The 16,582-nt window shown below is 61.4% G+C and carries 9 protein-coding genes; 8 read left to right on the plus strand and 1 reads right to left on the minus strand.

Features of this window, described 5'->3' with window-relative positions:
- The first annotated feature begins 68 nt into the window (after window positions 1-68).
- Genes ASG68_RS03115 through ASG68_RS03140 form a run of 6 tightly spaced genes read left to right on the plus strand, consistent with a single transcriptional unit; the run spans window position 69 to window position 5,874 of the window.
- Entirely contained in the window at window positions 69-1,025 is a 957-nt protein-coding gene (locus ASG68_RS03115) for an ABC transporter permease (RefSeq protein ID WP_062583219.1), read from the plus strand.
- A 17-nt stretch (window positions 1,026-1,042) separates the two neighbouring features.
- Window positions 1,043-1,987: an ABC transporter permease gene (locus ASG68_RS03120; protein WP_156373808.1), complete on the plus strand. Its 945-nt coding sequence runs from the start codon at window positions 1,043-1,045 to the stop codon at window positions 1,985-1,987.
- Window positions 1,987-3,018: an ABC transporter ATP-binding protein gene (locus tag ASG68_RS03125; protein WP_200943250.1), complete on the plus strand. Its 1,032-nt coding sequence runs from the start codon at window positions 1,987-1,989 to the stop codon at window positions 3,016-3,018. Before ASG68_RS03120 ends, ASG68_RS03125 begins: the two co-directional genes overlap by 1 nt.
- On the plus strand, window positions 3,018-4,010 hold the full coding sequence (locus tag ASG68_RS03130) for an ABC transporter ATP-binding protein (protein WP_062583215.1): 993 nt from the start codon (window positions 3,018-3,020) through the stop codon (window positions 4,008-4,010). The genes ASG68_RS03125 and ASG68_RS03130 overlap by 1 nt, the downstream gene beginning before the upstream one ends.
- Window positions 4,007-5,110, plus strand: a complete 1,104-nt coding sequence (locus ASG68_RS03135; protein WP_062583214.1) for a four-carbon acid sugar kinase family protein — start codon at window positions 4,007-4,009, stop codon at window positions 5,108-5,110. Before ASG68_RS03130 ends, ASG68_RS03135 begins: the two co-directional genes overlap by 4 nt.
- A 5-nt stretch (window positions 5,111-5,115) precedes the next feature.
- Window positions 5,116-5,874, plus strand: coding sequence for a FadR/GntR family transcriptional regulator (locus tag ASG68_RS03140; RefSeq protein ID WP_062583212.1), 759 nt, complete (start codon window positions 5,116-5,118; stop codon window positions 5,872-5,874).
- 87 nt (window positions 5,875-5,961) lie between these two features.
- Here ASG68_RS03140 and ASG68_RS03145 read toward each other — a convergent pair whose 3' ends face one another.
- Window positions 5,962-7,149, minus strand: a complete 1,188-nt coding sequence (locus ASG68_RS03145) for a polysaccharide biosynthesis/export family protein (RefSeq protein WP_062583210.1) — start codon at window positions 7,147-7,149, stop codon at window positions 5,962-5,964.
- Window positions 7,150-7,563: 414 nt separating this feature from the next.
- Here ASG68_RS03145 and ASG68_RS03150 point away from each other — a divergent pair, with 414 nt between their 5' ends.
- Together ASG68_RS03150 and ASG68_RS03155 are read left to right on the plus strand one after the other, a co-directional pair.
- A complete protein-coding gene (locus ASG68_RS03150; protein WP_062609125.1) occupies window positions 7,564-15,162 on the plus strand; it encodes a type I polyketide synthase in 7,599 nt (2,532 codons plus the stop codon).
- Window positions 15,159-16,574, plus strand: a complete 1,416-nt coding sequence (locus ASG68_RS03155) for an aminotransferase class I/II-fold pyridoxal phosphate-dependent enzyme (RefSeq protein WP_062583206.1) — start codon at window positions 15,159-15,161, stop codon at window positions 16,572-16,574. The genes ASG68_RS03150 and ASG68_RS03155 overlap by 4 nt, the downstream gene beginning before the upstream one ends.
- Window positions 16,575-16,582 lie beyond the last annotated feature (8 nt).

Below are 16,582 nucleotides of genomic sequence, written 5' to 3' on the forward strand. Positions count from 1 at the left end.
GCGCGGGAGTCGGTGCCACGGCGCTGGCTCACGGCATCATCTTCTGAAACGAACGGTGGGAGACTGCCATGCTGCGTTATATTACGACCCGTTTCGTGGTCTGGATTCCATCCGTCCTTCTTGTCATGCTCGGGGTCTATGCGCTGGCCTATTACGGGGCCGGCGACCCGATCAAGCTGATCTTCCTGCGCGCGCCCGGCGACGTTGCCTATAATCCGGAACGCATCGAGGCGATCCGCGAAAGCGCTGGCCTCAACCGGCCGTTCCTCGTCCAGTTCTGCAGCTATATCTGGAACCTGCTGCACGGCAATTTTGGCAATTCGCTGAGCTCCGGCCGCTCCGTCTGGGCGATGATCTCGGCCGCAGCCCCCGTTTCCTTCAAGCTCGCGCTCTGTTCCGTCATCCTCACCGCTGTCGTCGCCATCCCGCTCGGCCTGATCGCGGCGCTGAACCAGAACACTCGCACAGACTACGCCATCCTTGGCTCCGCCCTGTTTCTCTGGGCGATCCCCGCTTATGTCGCCGGCCCGATGCTGATGGTCTTGCTGATCATGGTCCTGCCGGGCTCGGCAGTTCCTTACGGCTGGGGCGGCGTGTTCGATGTGCGCATCCTCCTGCCTCTGCTCGTCCTTTCCTTCCAGCCGATCGCGCTCATCGTGCGCCAGACCCGCGCCGCCGTCATCGAAGTCCTGTCGGAGGATTTCGTTCGCACCGCCCGCGCCAAAGGCGTTCCGGAAACGATGGTCGCGCTGCGCCATATCCTTCGCCCGGTTCTGACACCGGTCGTCACTCAGCTTGGCCTCATCATGATCACCATCGTCAATGGCGCCATCTTCGTCGAGCTGGTCTTCGGTCTGCCGGGCCTTGGCCGCCTCACGGTACAGGCGCTGACCAATACCGATTACCCAGTCATCCTCGCCATCACGTTGATCGGCTCATTCCTGGTGATGATCTCCAACCTGCTGGTCGACGTGCTCTATCCGCTGCTCGACCCGCGCGCCAACGATACCAGAAGGAGCCGCTGACCGTGTCTGTCGTTCCCATGACCACTACGCCGATCGAGATCGAACCGCCCGTTAGCCTCTGGCGCGACGCCTGGCATCGCCTGCGCCGCAACAAGCTCGCCGTTTTCGGCCTTATCATCGTAATAGTCCTCGCCTTCACAGCGCTGTTTGGACCCTATCTCACACCTTACGACTTCCTCAGCCAGGATCTGAACGGCCGCAATCTGGCACCGTCGCTGTCCCATCTTTTCGGCACCGATGATCTCGGCCGCGATGTGTTCAGCCGTGTCGTCTATGGCACACGCACGGCCTTCCTCGTCGCCATCGTCGTCACGTTCATCGCCGTGCTGATCGGCGTCACACTCGGTGCACTTGCCGGCTTCTTTGGCGGCTTTCTGGACAAGGCCGTCATGTGGCTGACCGACATGACCATGTCGATCCCAAACCTGCTGCTCGTGGTCGTCATCAATGCGTCCCTGAAGTCACCGATTTCCAGCTGGATGGAAGCCAGGTATCTCGCTACCCTCAATCCGTTCTATCGCGAAACCATCTGGGTAGATTTCCTGCTGGTCTTCGGTTCGATGGCGCTGATCTCCTGGCCACCCTATGCCCGCCTCGTGCGCGCGCAGGTCCTGTCGATACGCTCGCGGCCCTATATCACCGCCGCCCAGGCGCTGGGCCTCACCAACCGCATCATCCTGATGCGCTATGTCGTGCCGAATGCGCTGGGGCCGCTGATCGTCGCCGTCAGCGCCGGCCTCGGCACCGCCATGGTGCTGGAAAGCGCCTTCTCCTTCCTCGGCGTTGGGGTCAATCCACCGACACCGAGCTGGGGCAACATGATTTCCGACGGCCTGCGCGTCTGGCAGCATTATCCGCATCTGCTCGCCGCCCCCGCCGCCGTGCTCGGCCTCGCCTCCGTCGCCTTCTCGTTCCTCGGCGACGGGCTCAATGACGCACTCAATCCGCGAGGAGCGAAATGATGATGATGGCCAACGATATCCGCCCCGTCCCCTCTGCAGCCAGCGAGCGCCTGCTCGACGTCAAGGGGCTTACCATCGAGATCGAGACCCGCAACGGCCCGGCGACCATCGTCGATGGCATCGATCTGCATGTCGGCAAGGGCGAAACGCTCGGCATCGTCGGGGAATCCGGATGTGGCAAGAGCCTGACCATGCTGAGCATGATGCGCCTGCTTCCCAACAAGATCCGCGTCACGAAAGGTGAGGCCAATTTCGCAGGCCGCGACCTGCAGAAAATGTCGAATTCGGAGCTGCGCAAGGTGCGCGGCGGCGATGTCGGCTTCATCTTCCAGGATCCGATGACCTCGCTCAATCCGGTGATGCGCATCGGCCAGCAGCTGGCCGAACCGCTGATCTACCATCGCGGCATGTCGAAGGCCGAGGCCCGCAAGCGCGCCGGTGAACTGCTGAAGCTCGTCGGCATTCCCGGCGCCGAGGACCGGCTGGACGCCTATCCGCACGAACTGTCCGGCGGCATGCGCCAGCGCGTGATGATCGCCATCGGCCTTGCCTGCAATCCGCAGCTTCTGATCGCCGACGAGCCGACCACGGCGCTCGATGTCACCATCCAGGCGCAGATCGTCGATCTGGTGAAGGACCTGCGCGACAAGCTCGGCATGTCGGTCGTCTGGATCACCCACGATCTGGCGCTGATCGCCGGCCTCGTCGATCGCATCAACGTTCTCTATGCCGGAACCGTGGTGGAGGATGCGCCGGTCGATGCACTGTTTTCGAACCCGAGCCACCCCTATACGCAGGGCTTGCTCGCCTCGATCCCGAAACTGTCCGACGAGCGTTCGGCCCGTCTCAGTTCTATCGGCGGCACGCCGCCCGAACCCGGCCGCCGCCCCAAAGGGTGTCCTTTCGCGCCGCGCTGTCCGCTCGCCGAAGCGGTCTGCCACGAGCGGGTCCCGTCGCTGGAGGGCATTGGTCAGAACGGCGCGCACCGCGTCGCCTGCTTCGTTGCCCAAAGAAAACTGGAGGCCGCGTGATGGCTGCCCAACCGCTGATGCGTATCGAAAATCTGGTCAAGCACTTCCACGTCCGGCTTGGTGCCTTCGGGGAACGTGCCGCGACCGTGCATGCGCTGGATGACGTCAATTTCGACATTCTCGAAGGCGAGACGCTGAGCCTTGTCGGCGAATCCGGTTGCGGCAAGTCGACGACGGGCTTCACGCTGCTCAACCTGCATCGGGCCACCGAGGGCAAGGTGATCTATCAGGGCAAGAACATCGTCGAACTCGACGAGAGGGCGATGCGGCCCTATCGCCGCCAGTTGCAGATCGTTTTTCAGGACCCCTATTCCACGCTCAACCCGCGCATGACGATCGGCGAAGCGGTCGGCGAGCCCATCCTGTTTCACAAGCTCGCCACCAAGGCGGAACTCAAGGACCGGATCTCGACGCTGCTGGCCGATGTCGGCCTGCCGCCGCGTTTTGCTTCGCGTTACCCACACGAACTGTCCGGCGGCCAGCGCCAGCGTGTGGCGATCGCCCGCGCACTGGCCTGCCAGCCGAAATTCATCGTCTGCGATGAAGCGATCTCGGCGCTCGATGTCTCCGTACAGGCGCAGATCATCAACCTGCTGCTCGACCTGCAGCAGAAATACGGGCTCACCTACCTGTTCATCGCCCATGACCTCGCCGTCGTGCGCCACATCAGCGACCGCGTCGGCGTCATGTATCTCGGTCGGCTGGCGGAGCTTGCCACCCGCGAGGAACTGTTCGAGCACCCGCTGCATCCCTATACCAAAGCTCTGCTCTCCGCTGTGCCGGAAGCCGATCCGGCGCATGAGCGGAGCCGCAAGCGGCAAATCCTGCAGGGCGATGTGCCCAGCCCGCTCAACCCGCCCGCCGGATGTCGTTTCCACACCCGCTGCCCGATCGCCATGGATGTCTGCGGCAAGGTGGTGCCCGAGTGGCGCGAAGCGCGCCCCGGCCACATGGTCGCCTGTCATGCCGTGACCGAGGGCCTGCCCGGATGACGCTGAAGATTGCCATCATCGCCGATGACCTGACGGGCGCGCTCGATACCGGAACGCCGTTCGTCGAGGCCGGCCTGAAGGTAGTCGTGGCGATCGATGTGGAGGCGCTGGCCGAGGCGCTGACACACGATCCGGAGGTACTTGTCGTCAATACGGCGTCCCGCGCCCTGACCGACGAGGAAGCGGTGGCACGGATTGAGATGGTACTCTCCACGCTCGGACCGGCGAAGCCCGATATTCTCTTCAAGAAAATCGACTCGCGGCTGAAAGGCAATGTCGCCACCGAAAGTCTGGCGCTGGCAAAAGGCGCCGAACGGCAGCATATCCTTGTCGCTCCCGCGATCCCCGACCAGCAGCGCTTCACCATTGATGGCGCCGTCACTGGCCGTGGCGTTGACACTCCCCTATCGATCCGCCCACTGTTTCCGGCGGGCACCGACTCTGTTGCGGTGTTCGATGCCACAACCGATCGAGACCTTGATGATCTGGTTCGCCAGACCGACTGGACAGGCTCGATTGCCGTTGGCGCGCGCGGCCTGGGCAGCGCGTTTGCCCGCGCCCTTTACCGGCCAGCAGCCGCTCCTCCTGCTTTGTCACCAACCTCGGAAACGCTATTCGCCTTCGGCTCGCGCGATCCGATTACCGCGGCGCAGATCGTCTATCTTCAGGAACATCGCTGGATCGCCTCGGTCTCGGACGCGCCTGCCGGGGCATTGTCCGCAGCCGGGATCAGTTCGCTTCCAGCCATTGCCCGGTGTTCGGGCGAACAGGTCTCGAAGCCGGAAGAGGTCGTCGTCCGCTTTGCCGAGGGCATCCGCGACATCGTCGCGCAGACACGCCCTGACATGCTGATGATGGGCGGTGGCGATACGGCGCTGGCCATCCTGAGGGAGCTTGGCGCCAGAGTTCTCGTACCGAACGGCGAGATCGAGGCGGGTATCCCCTGGTTCGAGATAACAAGCGTGGATGGCCGGACATTTAACTGTGCGGTCAAGTCGGGGGGCTTCGGCAATGTTGATTCTTTGCTAAAACTCGTTCCCGAGAATCTGCTAAGTCAAACAATGTCCAACGGGACAAGGATCGAAAAACAGGCGTGGTGAAAAGAATGGCGCAAGATGCCCCCTCAATCGGAGAGTCCGGCCCGAACGCCAAGCCAGAGCGCGGTAAGTCGGTCAGGCTTGTCGATCGCGTCTTCGACCAGTTGAAGGAGCGCATCCGTTCCGGCAACTATCCGCCGGATTCCCGCCTGCCCGGGGAGCATGAACTCGCGTCGATCATGGGTGTCTCGCGGCCGATCGTGCGCGATGCGCTCGGCCGCCTGCGCGAGGAAGGAATGGTCTATTCCCGCCAGGGTGCAGGCACCTTTGTCAGCGCACAGGCCTCACCGGCGACACATCTCGCCTATTCCCCGGTCAAGACCATTGCCGATATCCAGCGTTGCTACGAGTTCCGCCTGACGATCGAGCCGGCTGCTGCCTTCTTTGCGGCTCAGCGACGCGATGAGGCGGCAATTCAGAAGATCGCTTCTGCGCTTGCCGATCTGCGCGAGGCAACCAGCCATCAGCTTCATCGCACCGACGCCGATTTCGTCTTCCACCGCTGCGTTACCGAAGCGGCCAACAATCATTATTATACAGCCTCGATCGATGCGCTGAAGCCGCATATCGCCGTCGGCATGCATCTGCACGGACTTTCGCTGATGGGACCACGGCTCGGGCTGGAGCGGGTGTTCGACGAGCACAACGCCATCTACCAGGCAATAGCCGACGGTCGGGCGGAGGACGCGCAAAAGGCCATGCGGCTGCATCTTGAGGGATCGCGCAACCGTCTGTTCGAAGACCGCGTCCTCGATCTCTCTTTTTAACTTCGATCCGGACCAACAAAAAAGCCAGCACCCGATGAGTGCTGGCTTTTGAATGTGCGTATCACGCAAGCGCGACACGGCCGTTTATCAGTCGCCGAGGCGTTCCACGTTGCGGACCGCGCTCGTCGCGCCACTGGCGACACCAATAGGACGCGCGACAATCCCCAGGAACTTGGCGAAATCGACTGACGGATGGCGCGACGCGTAGATCACATCGCGGCTCTTGACCGGGAAGGTCTGGCCGACGATCAGGCTGTCCGGGCGGCTCATGTCGAGACGGTAAACAATCGGATAACGGCCTTGGGCGTCTGGCGCCATGCCCTTGTTGAGCATGGCATTGAAGCGCTCCTGACCAAGCAGGCTGGAAACGACATCGGCTTCTTCATAACGGAAGACGAAGTAGCCCTTGGCATCGACCGCGTTGTCGTCGCCGCCACCGGCGAGCGCTACTGCTTCGAGGATATTCAGGTCGTTGGCGCCGAATTCGACACGCTTGTTGATTCTGGTCGAGCCCAGCACGGTGAAGGTGCGGGGGTCGCGCGTCACGAAAATCTGGTCGCCCGGCACAACGCGGACGTTTTCCGACGGATTTTCGATGATGGACTTCAACAGGGCGGTGCCGGTCTTCTTGCCGCGAACCAGTGTGACATAGGTTTCATACGGCTGCGCGGTCGGGCCGCCTGCCTTTGCGATGACTTCGTTGATCGTCTCGCTGACCAGGCTGAGCGGAACGACGGCAGAATGGCCGACGGCACCCGAAACGGTGACATTGCGCGATGCAGTCGACATGCTGGTGACGATGACGTCGGGTTCGACGGCCTTCTTGACCAGTGCGTCAAGAATAGTCTGGCGCGCCTGCTCCAGCGTTTTGCCGGCGAACTGAACCAGACCGACATAGGGAATGGACGCCATGCCGTTCGGCTGGACGACGAGGTCGAGATTGGTCTGCTTGGAATCCGATGTGGAAAACAGTCCGTCGCTGCCGGCTTCGAAGATCGTGACCTTCAGCTGGTCACCAACACCGATGACAACACGCCCGACGCCCCCGCCGATGCCGAATCGCCGGTTCATCGCGGTCGCAACGTATTGCGACACCAGACGCGCCGAACGGGCATCGACGTCAATGATGTCATAGGCAGCGGCATTCTTCCGGCCAAGTTCCTGCCCCGAAAGGCCTGCATCCTTGATAATTTCAGAAGAAACAGGGCCTTCGCCCGGAACTGCCTGACATCCCGTCAAGAGGGCGCAAATCAGGATCGCATTCAAACGGTTCAATTAAAGCACTCCGAAATCGACCCCAAAAATTGGTATGCGGGATACCACTGGCGCCGCTGCATTCTGATAACCGGAATTCCGATTGCCCCTTGAAAAGCACAATCGCTGTCCCACAACAAGCCATTCCAGGACACAGCCGCCGAAATAATTGCAGTGCGCCTTTCCGGCAATAGGTTCTCCACAACGGTTACGGTGTGTTTCCATAAGTGTGTTGGACGCCCATCCGCCAAGTGTAAGTTCGCACAACAGGGTTGAAAGCTAGTGAACATGGGTTAAAAGGACGCTAATATAGCTGGCGTCGAAAGGATGACGGCCCGCCACTGCGGGTCGGAAGAGGAAGTTCCGATTGCTTTTTCGCGTTTCAAGTGTAAGCAGCAAAGACAACTCACAGCAGTTTAGAGCGTTCGATAAAATATGACAGTTGAAATCATAGGGCGCGCATGTCTCGCCCCGGGAGCCAATTCGCCCCAGGCGTTGTTTCGAGTCCTGCGCCAGGGCAAATGCACCGTCACGCGCATACCTTCAGATCGTTGGGACCTTGCCCGCTTTTGGCATCCTGTCATTGGCAATCCGGGCAAGACCTATTCGTTTGCGGCTGGCGTTCTGGACAGCGTCTATGATTTCGATCCGGCTGCCTTCGGCATGTCGCAGCGCGAAGCCATGTATATGGATCCGCAGCAGCGCGTTCTATTGCAACTCGCCTGGCGCGCGCTTGAGGACGCGAACATTTCCGTTCCGTCGCTGCATGGCGAAAATGTCGGCGTCTATATCGGCGCATCGAGCCTCGACCATGCGAACCTGACGGTCGAAGACCCGGCTGCGGCCGGCCCCTACTTCATGACCGGCAACACGCTGTCGATCGTTTCCAACCGTATCTCGCATATTTTCGGGCTTAGCGGCCCCAGCATGACAGTCGATACGGCCTGTTCCTCCTCGCTGGTCGCGCTCGATCAGGCGATGCGTGCATTGAATGCCGGTGAAATCGACACCGCCATCGTCGGCGGCGTGAATATTCTTGCCCACCCGCTGCCCTTCGTCGGATTTGCTCAGGCCCGCATGCTGTCGCCCGAGGGGCTCTGCCGCGCCTACGACAATGACGGCGCAGGCTATGTGCGCGCTGAGGGTGGCGTTGTGTTCGTCCTGCGCCGCTCCGACCGCGCCAAGCAGGAAAAGGACCGCAGCTACGCGAAGATCGTCGCCACCGGCGTCAATTCTGCGGGCCGCACCAACGGCATTTCCCTGCCATCGCGCGAAGCTCAGGCCAATCTGCTGCGCTCGATCTATCAGGGCAACAATATCGACGCCAACCAGGTTGCCTTTGTCGAAGGCCACGGCACGGGCACCAAGGTGGGCGACCCCGCCGAAGTCTGGTCTATCGGTACCGTGATCGGTGCTGATCGCCGCGCGCCTGTCCCGATTGGCTCCATCAAGTCGAATATCGGCCATACCGAACCGGCATCCGGCCTGTTTGGCATGCTCAAAGCCGTCATGGCGCTTGAGAACAACTATCTGCCGGCCTCTCTGCATTTTGATACACCGAACGAAAACATCGATTTCGACGGCCTGAACGTCCGCGTCACGGCAAATCCGATCGAACTCCTGCGCGGCAAACGCGCCCGCCTCGCCGGCATCAACTCCTTCGGATTCGGCGGCGCCAATGCCCACGTGGTCATCAGTGACCCCGATCCAGTTCAGGACGAGCGGCATCGCAACAATGCAACCGGCCATGTCTTCATGGCGAGCGCCCATACGGCCAACAGTCTCGAAGAACTGCTGAAGTCGTACAAGTCGACCTTCGCCAGGGCCTCGCGAGAAGAAGCGCGCTCCATCATTGCTGCTTCCGGCGTCAACCGTACGCAGATGCGTCATCGTTTTGCTGCTCGCAGCGACCATCCGGAAGACATCATTCGCGCCATCGCCAGCCATCTGGAAAAGCCGGCTTCCGACATCGGTGAAACCGGCGAAGCAGTCACGAAGGATGCAAAGGTCGCCTTCGTCTTCTCCGGCAACGGTTCGCAATGGGCCGGCATGGGTGTTGAAGCGTTCCGCGAGAATCTGCACTTCCGCCAGTGCTTCACCTCTGTCAGCGCGCTGTTCAAGTTCCATTCGGACATTGTACTGACCGATCTGCTGACGGATCCGGACCTCGACAAGAAGCTCTCAGACACCAAGGTCGCCCAGCCCCTGCTGTTTGCAGTCCAGGCTGCCCTGTCGGATTCGCTGGTTGCCATGGGCATCAAGCCGACCGCCGTCTTCGGCCATTCCGTCGGTGAAATCGCCGCGGCCTATGCGGCGGGCGCCCTCTCGCTCGTGGACGCCGTGTCGATCGTCGCCAAGCGCTCGCTGCATCAGGATCTTCTCGCCGGTCAGGGCACGATGGCCGCAGTCATGCTCGGCGAGGACGCCGCAAACGCGTTTGCGAAGGCACGCGGCCTGGAGCAAGTCTGCGTCGCCGCCGTCAACGCGCACAATTCGGTGACCATTTCCGGCCGGGCCCACGAAATTTCTGTTTATCGGGACGCTGCCCGCAAGGCGAAAATTCCGGTGCAGATTCTTGATATCAACTATCCATTCCATCACCCGATTATCGATCAGGCGAAGAAATCCTTCCTCGGCGATATCCCGGATATTGCTCCGCGCAAGTCTGAACTCGCCTATCTGTCGACCGTTACCGGGTCGCGACTGGACGGAACACAGCTCGATCCGGACTACTGGTGGAAGAACGTGCGCGAACCGGTCCGTTTCCAGGCCGCGACCGAAGCTGCCATCGAACTCGGCTGCAGCCTGTTCATCGAAGTCTCGCCACGCCCGATCCTGTCGTCCTACCTGAAGGAAACCGTCAAGCAGGCGTCGATCCCTGGCATGGTCGTACCGACCCTGTTGCGTGATCCCGGTGAAAAGGGGCAGGATCCGATCTCGCGCGCCATGGCCCGTGCGATCGCTCATGGCGCCGCCTTCGATGAAGCCCGCCTGTTCGGCAAGCGCAACGCCTTCGTCCGCCTGCCCAACCTGCCCTTCGAGCCCACCGAACTGCGTCCGGCCTCGACCAGTGACGCGACCGATCTGTTCGGCCGTGGCGCCAAGTCGCCCTATACGCTTGCAGGCTGGCGTGCCGACCTCAACAGCGGTAGCTGGAAGAACCACATCGACGCCCATCTGTTCCCGGACCTCGCCGAGCATGTCGTCGATGGCAAGGCCATCCTGCCGGGCAGCGGCTTCATTGAAATCGCTATTTCCGCCGCGCAACAGTTTTACGGCACGCCGGAAGTCGACATCACCAATCTGGAAATCGTACGGCCGCTGGAGCTTGCCGACAGCCGGATGATGGAATTGTCGACAGTGCTCTCGCCGGAAACCGGCGATATCGAAATCCGTTCGCGTGAACGCCTGTCGGAAGACGATTGGGCCGTGCATGCCGTGGCGCGCAGCCGCAAGCCGATCCCGGCCAATACCGCCCCGGCCGCAAACCCGTTCGCAGGACTCGAAAAGTCTGCGACGGTCACGCCGGCCAAGGCCTATGAAACAGCCCGCCAGTTCGGCCTCGACTACGGTCCGCGCTTCCAGTTGATGGCGAAGGCCGTTTCCTATGACGACAGGTTCATCGATGTCGAACTGAAGGAGCCGGAAGACGCCGGTAACCCGTTCGTATCCTACAGCCTTAACCCGATCTCCGTGGACGCGACCTTCCACGGGATGGTGGCATTGTTCGATCGCTTCACCGGCGAAGCCGGCGGCGCACCCTATATTCCGGTCCGCTTCGGCTCGGTGCGCATCAGCAATTCGGGGCTGACCGTCAAGCGCGCCGTGGTTGAGATCGAGCGTATCAGTGCCAACTCGATCAAGGCGAAGTTCCGTTTCTTCAGCGCCGGTGGCGACCTCATCGCCGCCTTCGATGATTGCCGCTTCCGCCGGACCTACCTGCGCCAGCACAAGACGCTGGACATGCTGTCCTTCCACTACGAGGCGATCCCGTCAGATCGCGCAGCACTGTTTGCTGCCGCAGCATCCTCGACTGCCTTGCCGATGCCACTGGTCGCCGCCACCGACGATACCGGCATCGACAACACCACGCTTCTGTTCAATGCCGCGATCTACCGCGCCTGCCATGAGATTGCACTCAAGCTCGGCAAGGGTACGGCGAAGATTGACACGCGCTCGCTTCCCGGCGACTTCGCCTTCCGCTGCTTCCTGGCCAACTGCCTTTACGTCCTGGAAGATGCCGGCCTGTGCGAGAACAAGGGTGGAACTTGGAAGATCGCGACCGAGTTTTCACTCCCACCGGTTGGTGACATCCTCAAGGAGCTCTATGGCGAGCGCTCCGAGCGTGCCGTCGAAGCCGTTCTGATCAACAATTCCTATGCCGAAGCGCTCGATCGAATCGACAGCCTGTTTGCCGCCGAAATTTCCGGCGTCGAGTCCGACGTCACCACCAAGCCGCAAGGCTTCATCAGTGATGCGACGCTGGACCACCAGACAGTGCATTCCGAATCCACCCGCCAGCGGATGGAACTGGTGCTTGATGCCGTCGAAAAGGCGCTCGAAAGCGAAAATGGCAAACGGGATTTGAGGATCGTCGAGGCCGGAACCATTTCGGCCGGGTTTACCGGACGCCTTGCAGCTCTGGCAACCAAGTACAATGCCAGCCTGATCATCGTTGAGCCGCGGGAAAACGCACAGCGCAATCTCGAAATCGCCTTTGAGGAACATGCCCATGTGCGTGTCCTCAAGAAGGATGCCTTCGCCACCCTGCCGGCATTCGATCTAGCCGTCAGCGCGTCGGATACGCTTTTCCAGCTGGTCGACGAGGATGCGGCGATCCGCGGCGCGATGCGCACCCACCTCGCCGAGAACGGCGCGCTGGTTGCCGCGACCAATGCACCGACCGTGTTCAGCGATTTCGTCTTCGGTCTGACCGAGGGCTGGTTCGCCCGCAGCCAAGCGATCGACTTCCCGATCGGAAAGCTTGCTACCATCACCCAGTGGCAGAAGTGCCTGACCGACCTCGGCCTGCGCAATGTCACGGTTGAGGATCGCGAACTGTCGCATGGCAATATCATCGTCGTGGAAGCACAAGGCGGCCAGCCGGCCGAAGCGAAGACGACCGACTCCTCACCGGCTGCTGATGTCACGACACCGGTCCTAGTCCTGCATGAAGGCAGCGTTTCGACCCTGCACAAGGGTCTGCCATCGGGCAAGGACGCCATACAGTCACCGCTCGTTCCGGTTCAGGTGACCGGCGATTTTGACGCCGACAAGGCCAAGCTGGCGGAAGCCTTTCAGGGCCTCCACGACAAGCCGGTGCGTGCCGTCTATCTGTCGGCGGCGACATCAGGCGACCGCAGCCAGGATTCGGCTGTCCTGCAGAACCGTGTCCTCTCGCTCAGCGCTTTCGCCGAAGCTCTGCGCCAGCATTATGCGGATGACGAGCCGGCCGCCGAACTGCGTCCACGCCTCGTCGTAGCAGCACCTGGCGGTTCGCCGGTGACAGTGGCTTCGCGCCAGAAAAATGTGGCGGGCTCCAGCGTCAACAGCGGTCTTTGGGCTTTCGCGCGCGTTCTCCAGAACGAATACGATATCCTCGACATCCATTCACTCGATCTCACTGGCCCGAAGGCGGATGCCGGTATCCAACTCGCCACGGCAATTGCGCTGCTTTCGGATGGAAGCGCAAACCGCGAATGGCTGCTGGATGGCAAGACCGGCATCCTGTCGGAAATCCGGGCCGTTCAAGGCCCAGTCAGCCAAGCCCTGCGCCGCACTTCCAGCTTCAAGGCAGCAACGATCCGCCAGCGCGTCAGCTCGCAGGTTGGCAGCATCGCTTGGGAAGAAACCGATATTCCGCAGCCAGGCCCCAATGATGTCGTTGTCGCCGTTGCTGCGACGGGCCTGAACTTCCGCGACGTCATGTGGGCCATGGGCCTGCTGCCGGAAGAAGCGCTTGAGGACGGCTTCGCCGGCGCAACGATCGGCATGGAGCTTTCCGGCCATGTCGTCGCTATCGGCAGCGCGGTCAAGGATCTTTCGATCGGAGACGCCGTGATGGCAATCGGCCCGGCGGCATTCTCCACCCACGCCGTCGTCTCCCGTGCGGGCGTTGCCCGTCTGCCGGAAACCGTCAGCCCGGTCGCCGCTGCAACCGTGCCGGTCGCCTTCCTCACCGCATATTATGCGATGATGGAACTCGGCCGTATTCGTGCCGGCGAAACGATCCTGATCCATGGTGCTGCCGGCGGTGTCGGGCTTGCCGCCCTGCAGGTCGCCAAGCTTGCCGGCGCCAAGGTCATTGCCACGGCCGGTACGCGTGAAAAGCGCCGTTTCGTCAAGATGCTCGGCGCCGATCACGTCTTCGATTCGCGCTCGCTGGCCTTCGTCAACGATATCCTCGGCGTTACCGGCGGCGAAGGCGTGGACCTCGTCCTCAACTCGCTGTTTTCCGAGGCGATGGAACAGAGCCTGTCGCTGGTCAAGCCGTTCGGCCGGTTTCTCGAACTCGGCAAGCGCGACTATTACTCCGACAGCAAGATCGGCCTGCGGCCGTTCCGTCGCAATATCAGCTATTTCGGCATCGACGCCGATCAGTTGCTGGTCAATGCACCGGATCTGACGAAGCGGATTTTCACAGAGATTGGTGCCTTGTTCGAAGAAGGCAAGTTGGTGCCGCTGCCCTATCGCGCCTTCGGGCACGACGAGATCGGCAACGCCTTCCGCCTGATGCAGAATGCCGGCCATATCGGCAAGATCGTCGTTCTGCCGCCGGTTTCCGGCCGGGACGAGGTCGCCAATCGCCCGGCTGGCCGCATGCAGGTCGATAACCACGGCGTGCATCTGGTCGTCGGCGGTATCGGCGGCTTCGGCCTTGCTGCCGCGAACTGGCTGGTCGAGAAGGGTGCCCGCAACATCGCGCTCTCCACCCGCCGCGGCGTGGCGGATGCGGAAACGCTGGAGGCGATCAAGCGCTGGGAAAGCAGGGGGGTTTCGACAACCGTCCACGCCTGCGACATCACCGACGAAGCGGCGGCCGACAAGCTGCTGAAGACGTTGCGCCAGATCGCGCCGCTGAAGACCGTCGTTCACGCCGCCATGGTTCTCGACGACGCGCTGATCAACAATCTCAGCCGTGAGCGAAACCGTCCGGTAATCGATGTCAAGGCCAAGGGTGCCGCGGTTCTGGATCGGCTGACCCGTGGCGACGCGCTTGATCATTTCATCCTGTTTTCCTCGGCAACGACGCTCGTCGGCAATCCGGGACAGGCAAACTATGTTGCCGCCAACGGCTATCTCGAAGGCCTGGCGCGCGCCCGCCGTCTCGAAGGCCTGCCCGGTCTTGCCATCGGTTTCGGCGCGATTGCCGACAAGGGCTATCTGGCCCAGAACACCGACGTCAACGACCTGCTCTCCAAGCGTATCGGCAAGACGGCGCTGAAGGCGCAGTCAGCCCTCAGCCACGTCGAGAGCCACATCCGTTCCGATCCGGGCACGGTGGATGCGGCTGTGACGATGATCTCCGAACTCGACTGGTCGGCAGCACGCAACCTGCCGGCCGTTCGCAACGCGCTGTTCGAAGTCATCCTGCGCACCGCTGACCAGCATTCGTCCGGAAGCGACGGCAAGACGATTGATCTCGTGGCGATGATCGAAGGAAAATCGCCCCAGGAAGCCGAGGACATCCTCTACGATCTGGTTGCCGGTGAAATCGCCGCCATCCTGCGCGTCTCGAAGGATACGATCTCGCGCAACAAGATTCTCAAGGAAATCGGCCTCGACAGCCTGATGGCCGTGGAACTCGGGATCAGCTTCCAGCAGAATACCGGCTTCGACATGCCGCTCAGTGGCGTGGCTGATAACACCACTGTCGGCGATGTGGCCCGTAAACTTTACGACAAGGTCAGCAAGCGCGATAATGGCAGCGACGAAGATGGCGAGCCCACGGACAACAAGATCGTCAACGAGCTTGCCCAGCGCCACACAGGCAATGGAGCCGGAAACAGTGTGGATAAGGCAGTGAGCCAATGAGCAAGAACGAGGAACGTCAGACCGCTTCGAAGATGAACAGCAGCCTGAAGGAAAACCTGCTGGACCGGATGCGCAACGCGCACCAGTCTTCCGAGCGTAATCGCATGGCTCGCTCCGAGCGCGACGTTCCTCCGCCTGTTCGCCGCAAGCAAACGCGTTTCGAGGACCTGCCGGAATACAAGCAGGTTCTGACCCAGAAGGTGGCGAGTGAGCAGCTGGGCATCGACAATCCGTTCTACCGGGCGCATCAGACTGCGGCCGGCGCAACGACGGTGATCGATGGCCGCAAGCTGATCAATTTTGCTTCCTACGACTATCTGGGTCTGAACCGTCACCAGCACGTCCTGTCGAATGCGCGCGATGCCATTGGCACGTTCGGTATCTCGGCCTCGGCCAGTCGCCTCGTCGCAGGTGAGCGTCCGGCCCATGCGGCACTGGAGGAGCGCATCGCGTCTTTCTACGGCGTTGATGCTGCCGTCTGTTTCGTCAGCGGCTATCTGACCAATGTGGCGGCGATCAGTTGCCTGATGGGTCCGAAGGACCTCGTCGTGCATGACGAATTCATTCACAACAGCGCGCTGGCCGGCATCAAGCTGTCCGGCGCGACGCGGCGCCTGTTCAAGCATAACGATGCCAATGACCTGGAACACGTGCTGCGCACTGTTTCCGGCGACTATCGCCATATCCTGGTGATCGTCGAAGGCGTCTATTCGATGGATGGCGATATCGCCAACCTGCCGGCCATCATGAAGCTGAAAGCCGAATACGGGTTCTGGCTCATGGTCGACGAAGCCCATTCGCTGGGTATTCTCGGCAGGCGCGGCCGGGGCACTTTCGAACATTTCGGAATCGATCCGCGACAGGTCGATATCTGGATGGGGACGCTCTCCAAGACTACATCAAGCTGCGGAGGCTACATTGCCGGCAGTGCCGCGCTTGCCGCCATTCTCAAAGCAACAGCTGGCGGCTTCGTATATAGCGTTGGTCTCGCACCGGTGCTGACGGCATCGGCAATCGCGAGCCTCGACATCCTGGAAAACGAGCCCGAGCGAGTGGCCTCCTTGAGACGAAATGGTGCGCTCTTCCTCAAACTCGCGCAGGAAGCAGGCCTCGATACCGGATTGAGCGCTGGCTTTTCAGTGGTGCCCGTTCTGGTGGGCGATTCCCTGCGGGCCGTGCAACTGTCGAACGACCTTCTTGCCGCCGGCATCAATGCCCTGCCGATCATCCATCCGGCGGTGCCGGAGGGGATGGCACGTCTGCGCTTCTTCATCACCAGCGAACATACGGAAGAGCAGATTCGCCAGACCGTCGCCGTAACAGCGGACAAGCTGAAGGATTTGACCGAGCGAAACTTCGGATTGGCCTCGATCGACATCCAGCAGATGATGAAGATGCTGGCCTCTCGATAATCTGGCGT

Origin of the sequence: Rhizobium sp. Leaf453 (assembly GCF_001425605.1) — a bacterium.
Lineage (GTDB): Bacteria > Pseudomonadota > Alphaproteobacteria > Rhizobiales > Rhizobiaceae > Pararhizobium.

Excerpts from the sequence above, each read along its gene's own strand:
- ASG68_RS03115 (WP_062583219.1), top strand. The coding sequence starts at position 69 with ATGCTGCGTTATATTACGACCCGTTTCGTGGTCTGGATTCCATCCGTC.
- ASG68_RS03120 (WP_156373808.1), top strand. The coding sequence starts at position 1,043 with ATGACCACTACGCCGATCGAGATCGAACCGCCCGTTAGCCTCTGGCGC.
- ASG68_RS03125 (WP_200943250.1), top strand. The coding sequence starts at position 1,987 with ATGATGATGGCCAACGATATCCGCCCCGTCCCCTCTGCAGCCAGCGAG.
- ASG68_RS03130 (WP_062583215.1), top strand. The coding sequence starts at position 3,018 with ATGGCTGCCCAACCGCTGATGCGTATCGAAAATCTGGTCAAGCACTTC.
- ASG68_RS03135 (WP_062583214.1), top strand. The coding sequence starts at position 4,007 with ATGACGCTGAAGATTGCCATCATCGCCGATGACCTGACGGGCGCGCTC.
- ASG68_RS03140 (WP_062583212.1), top strand. The coding sequence starts at position 5,116 with ATGGCGCAAGATGCCCCCTCAATCGGAGAGTCCGGCCCGAACGCCAAG.
- ASG68_RS03150 (WP_062609125.1), top strand. The coding sequence starts at position 7,564 with ATGACAGTTGAAATCATAGGGCGCGCATGTCTCGCCCCGGGAGCCAAT.
- ASG68_RS03155 (WP_062583206.1), top strand. The coding sequence starts at position 15,159 with ATGAGCAAGAACGAGGAACGTCAGACCGCTTCGAAGATGAACAGCAGC.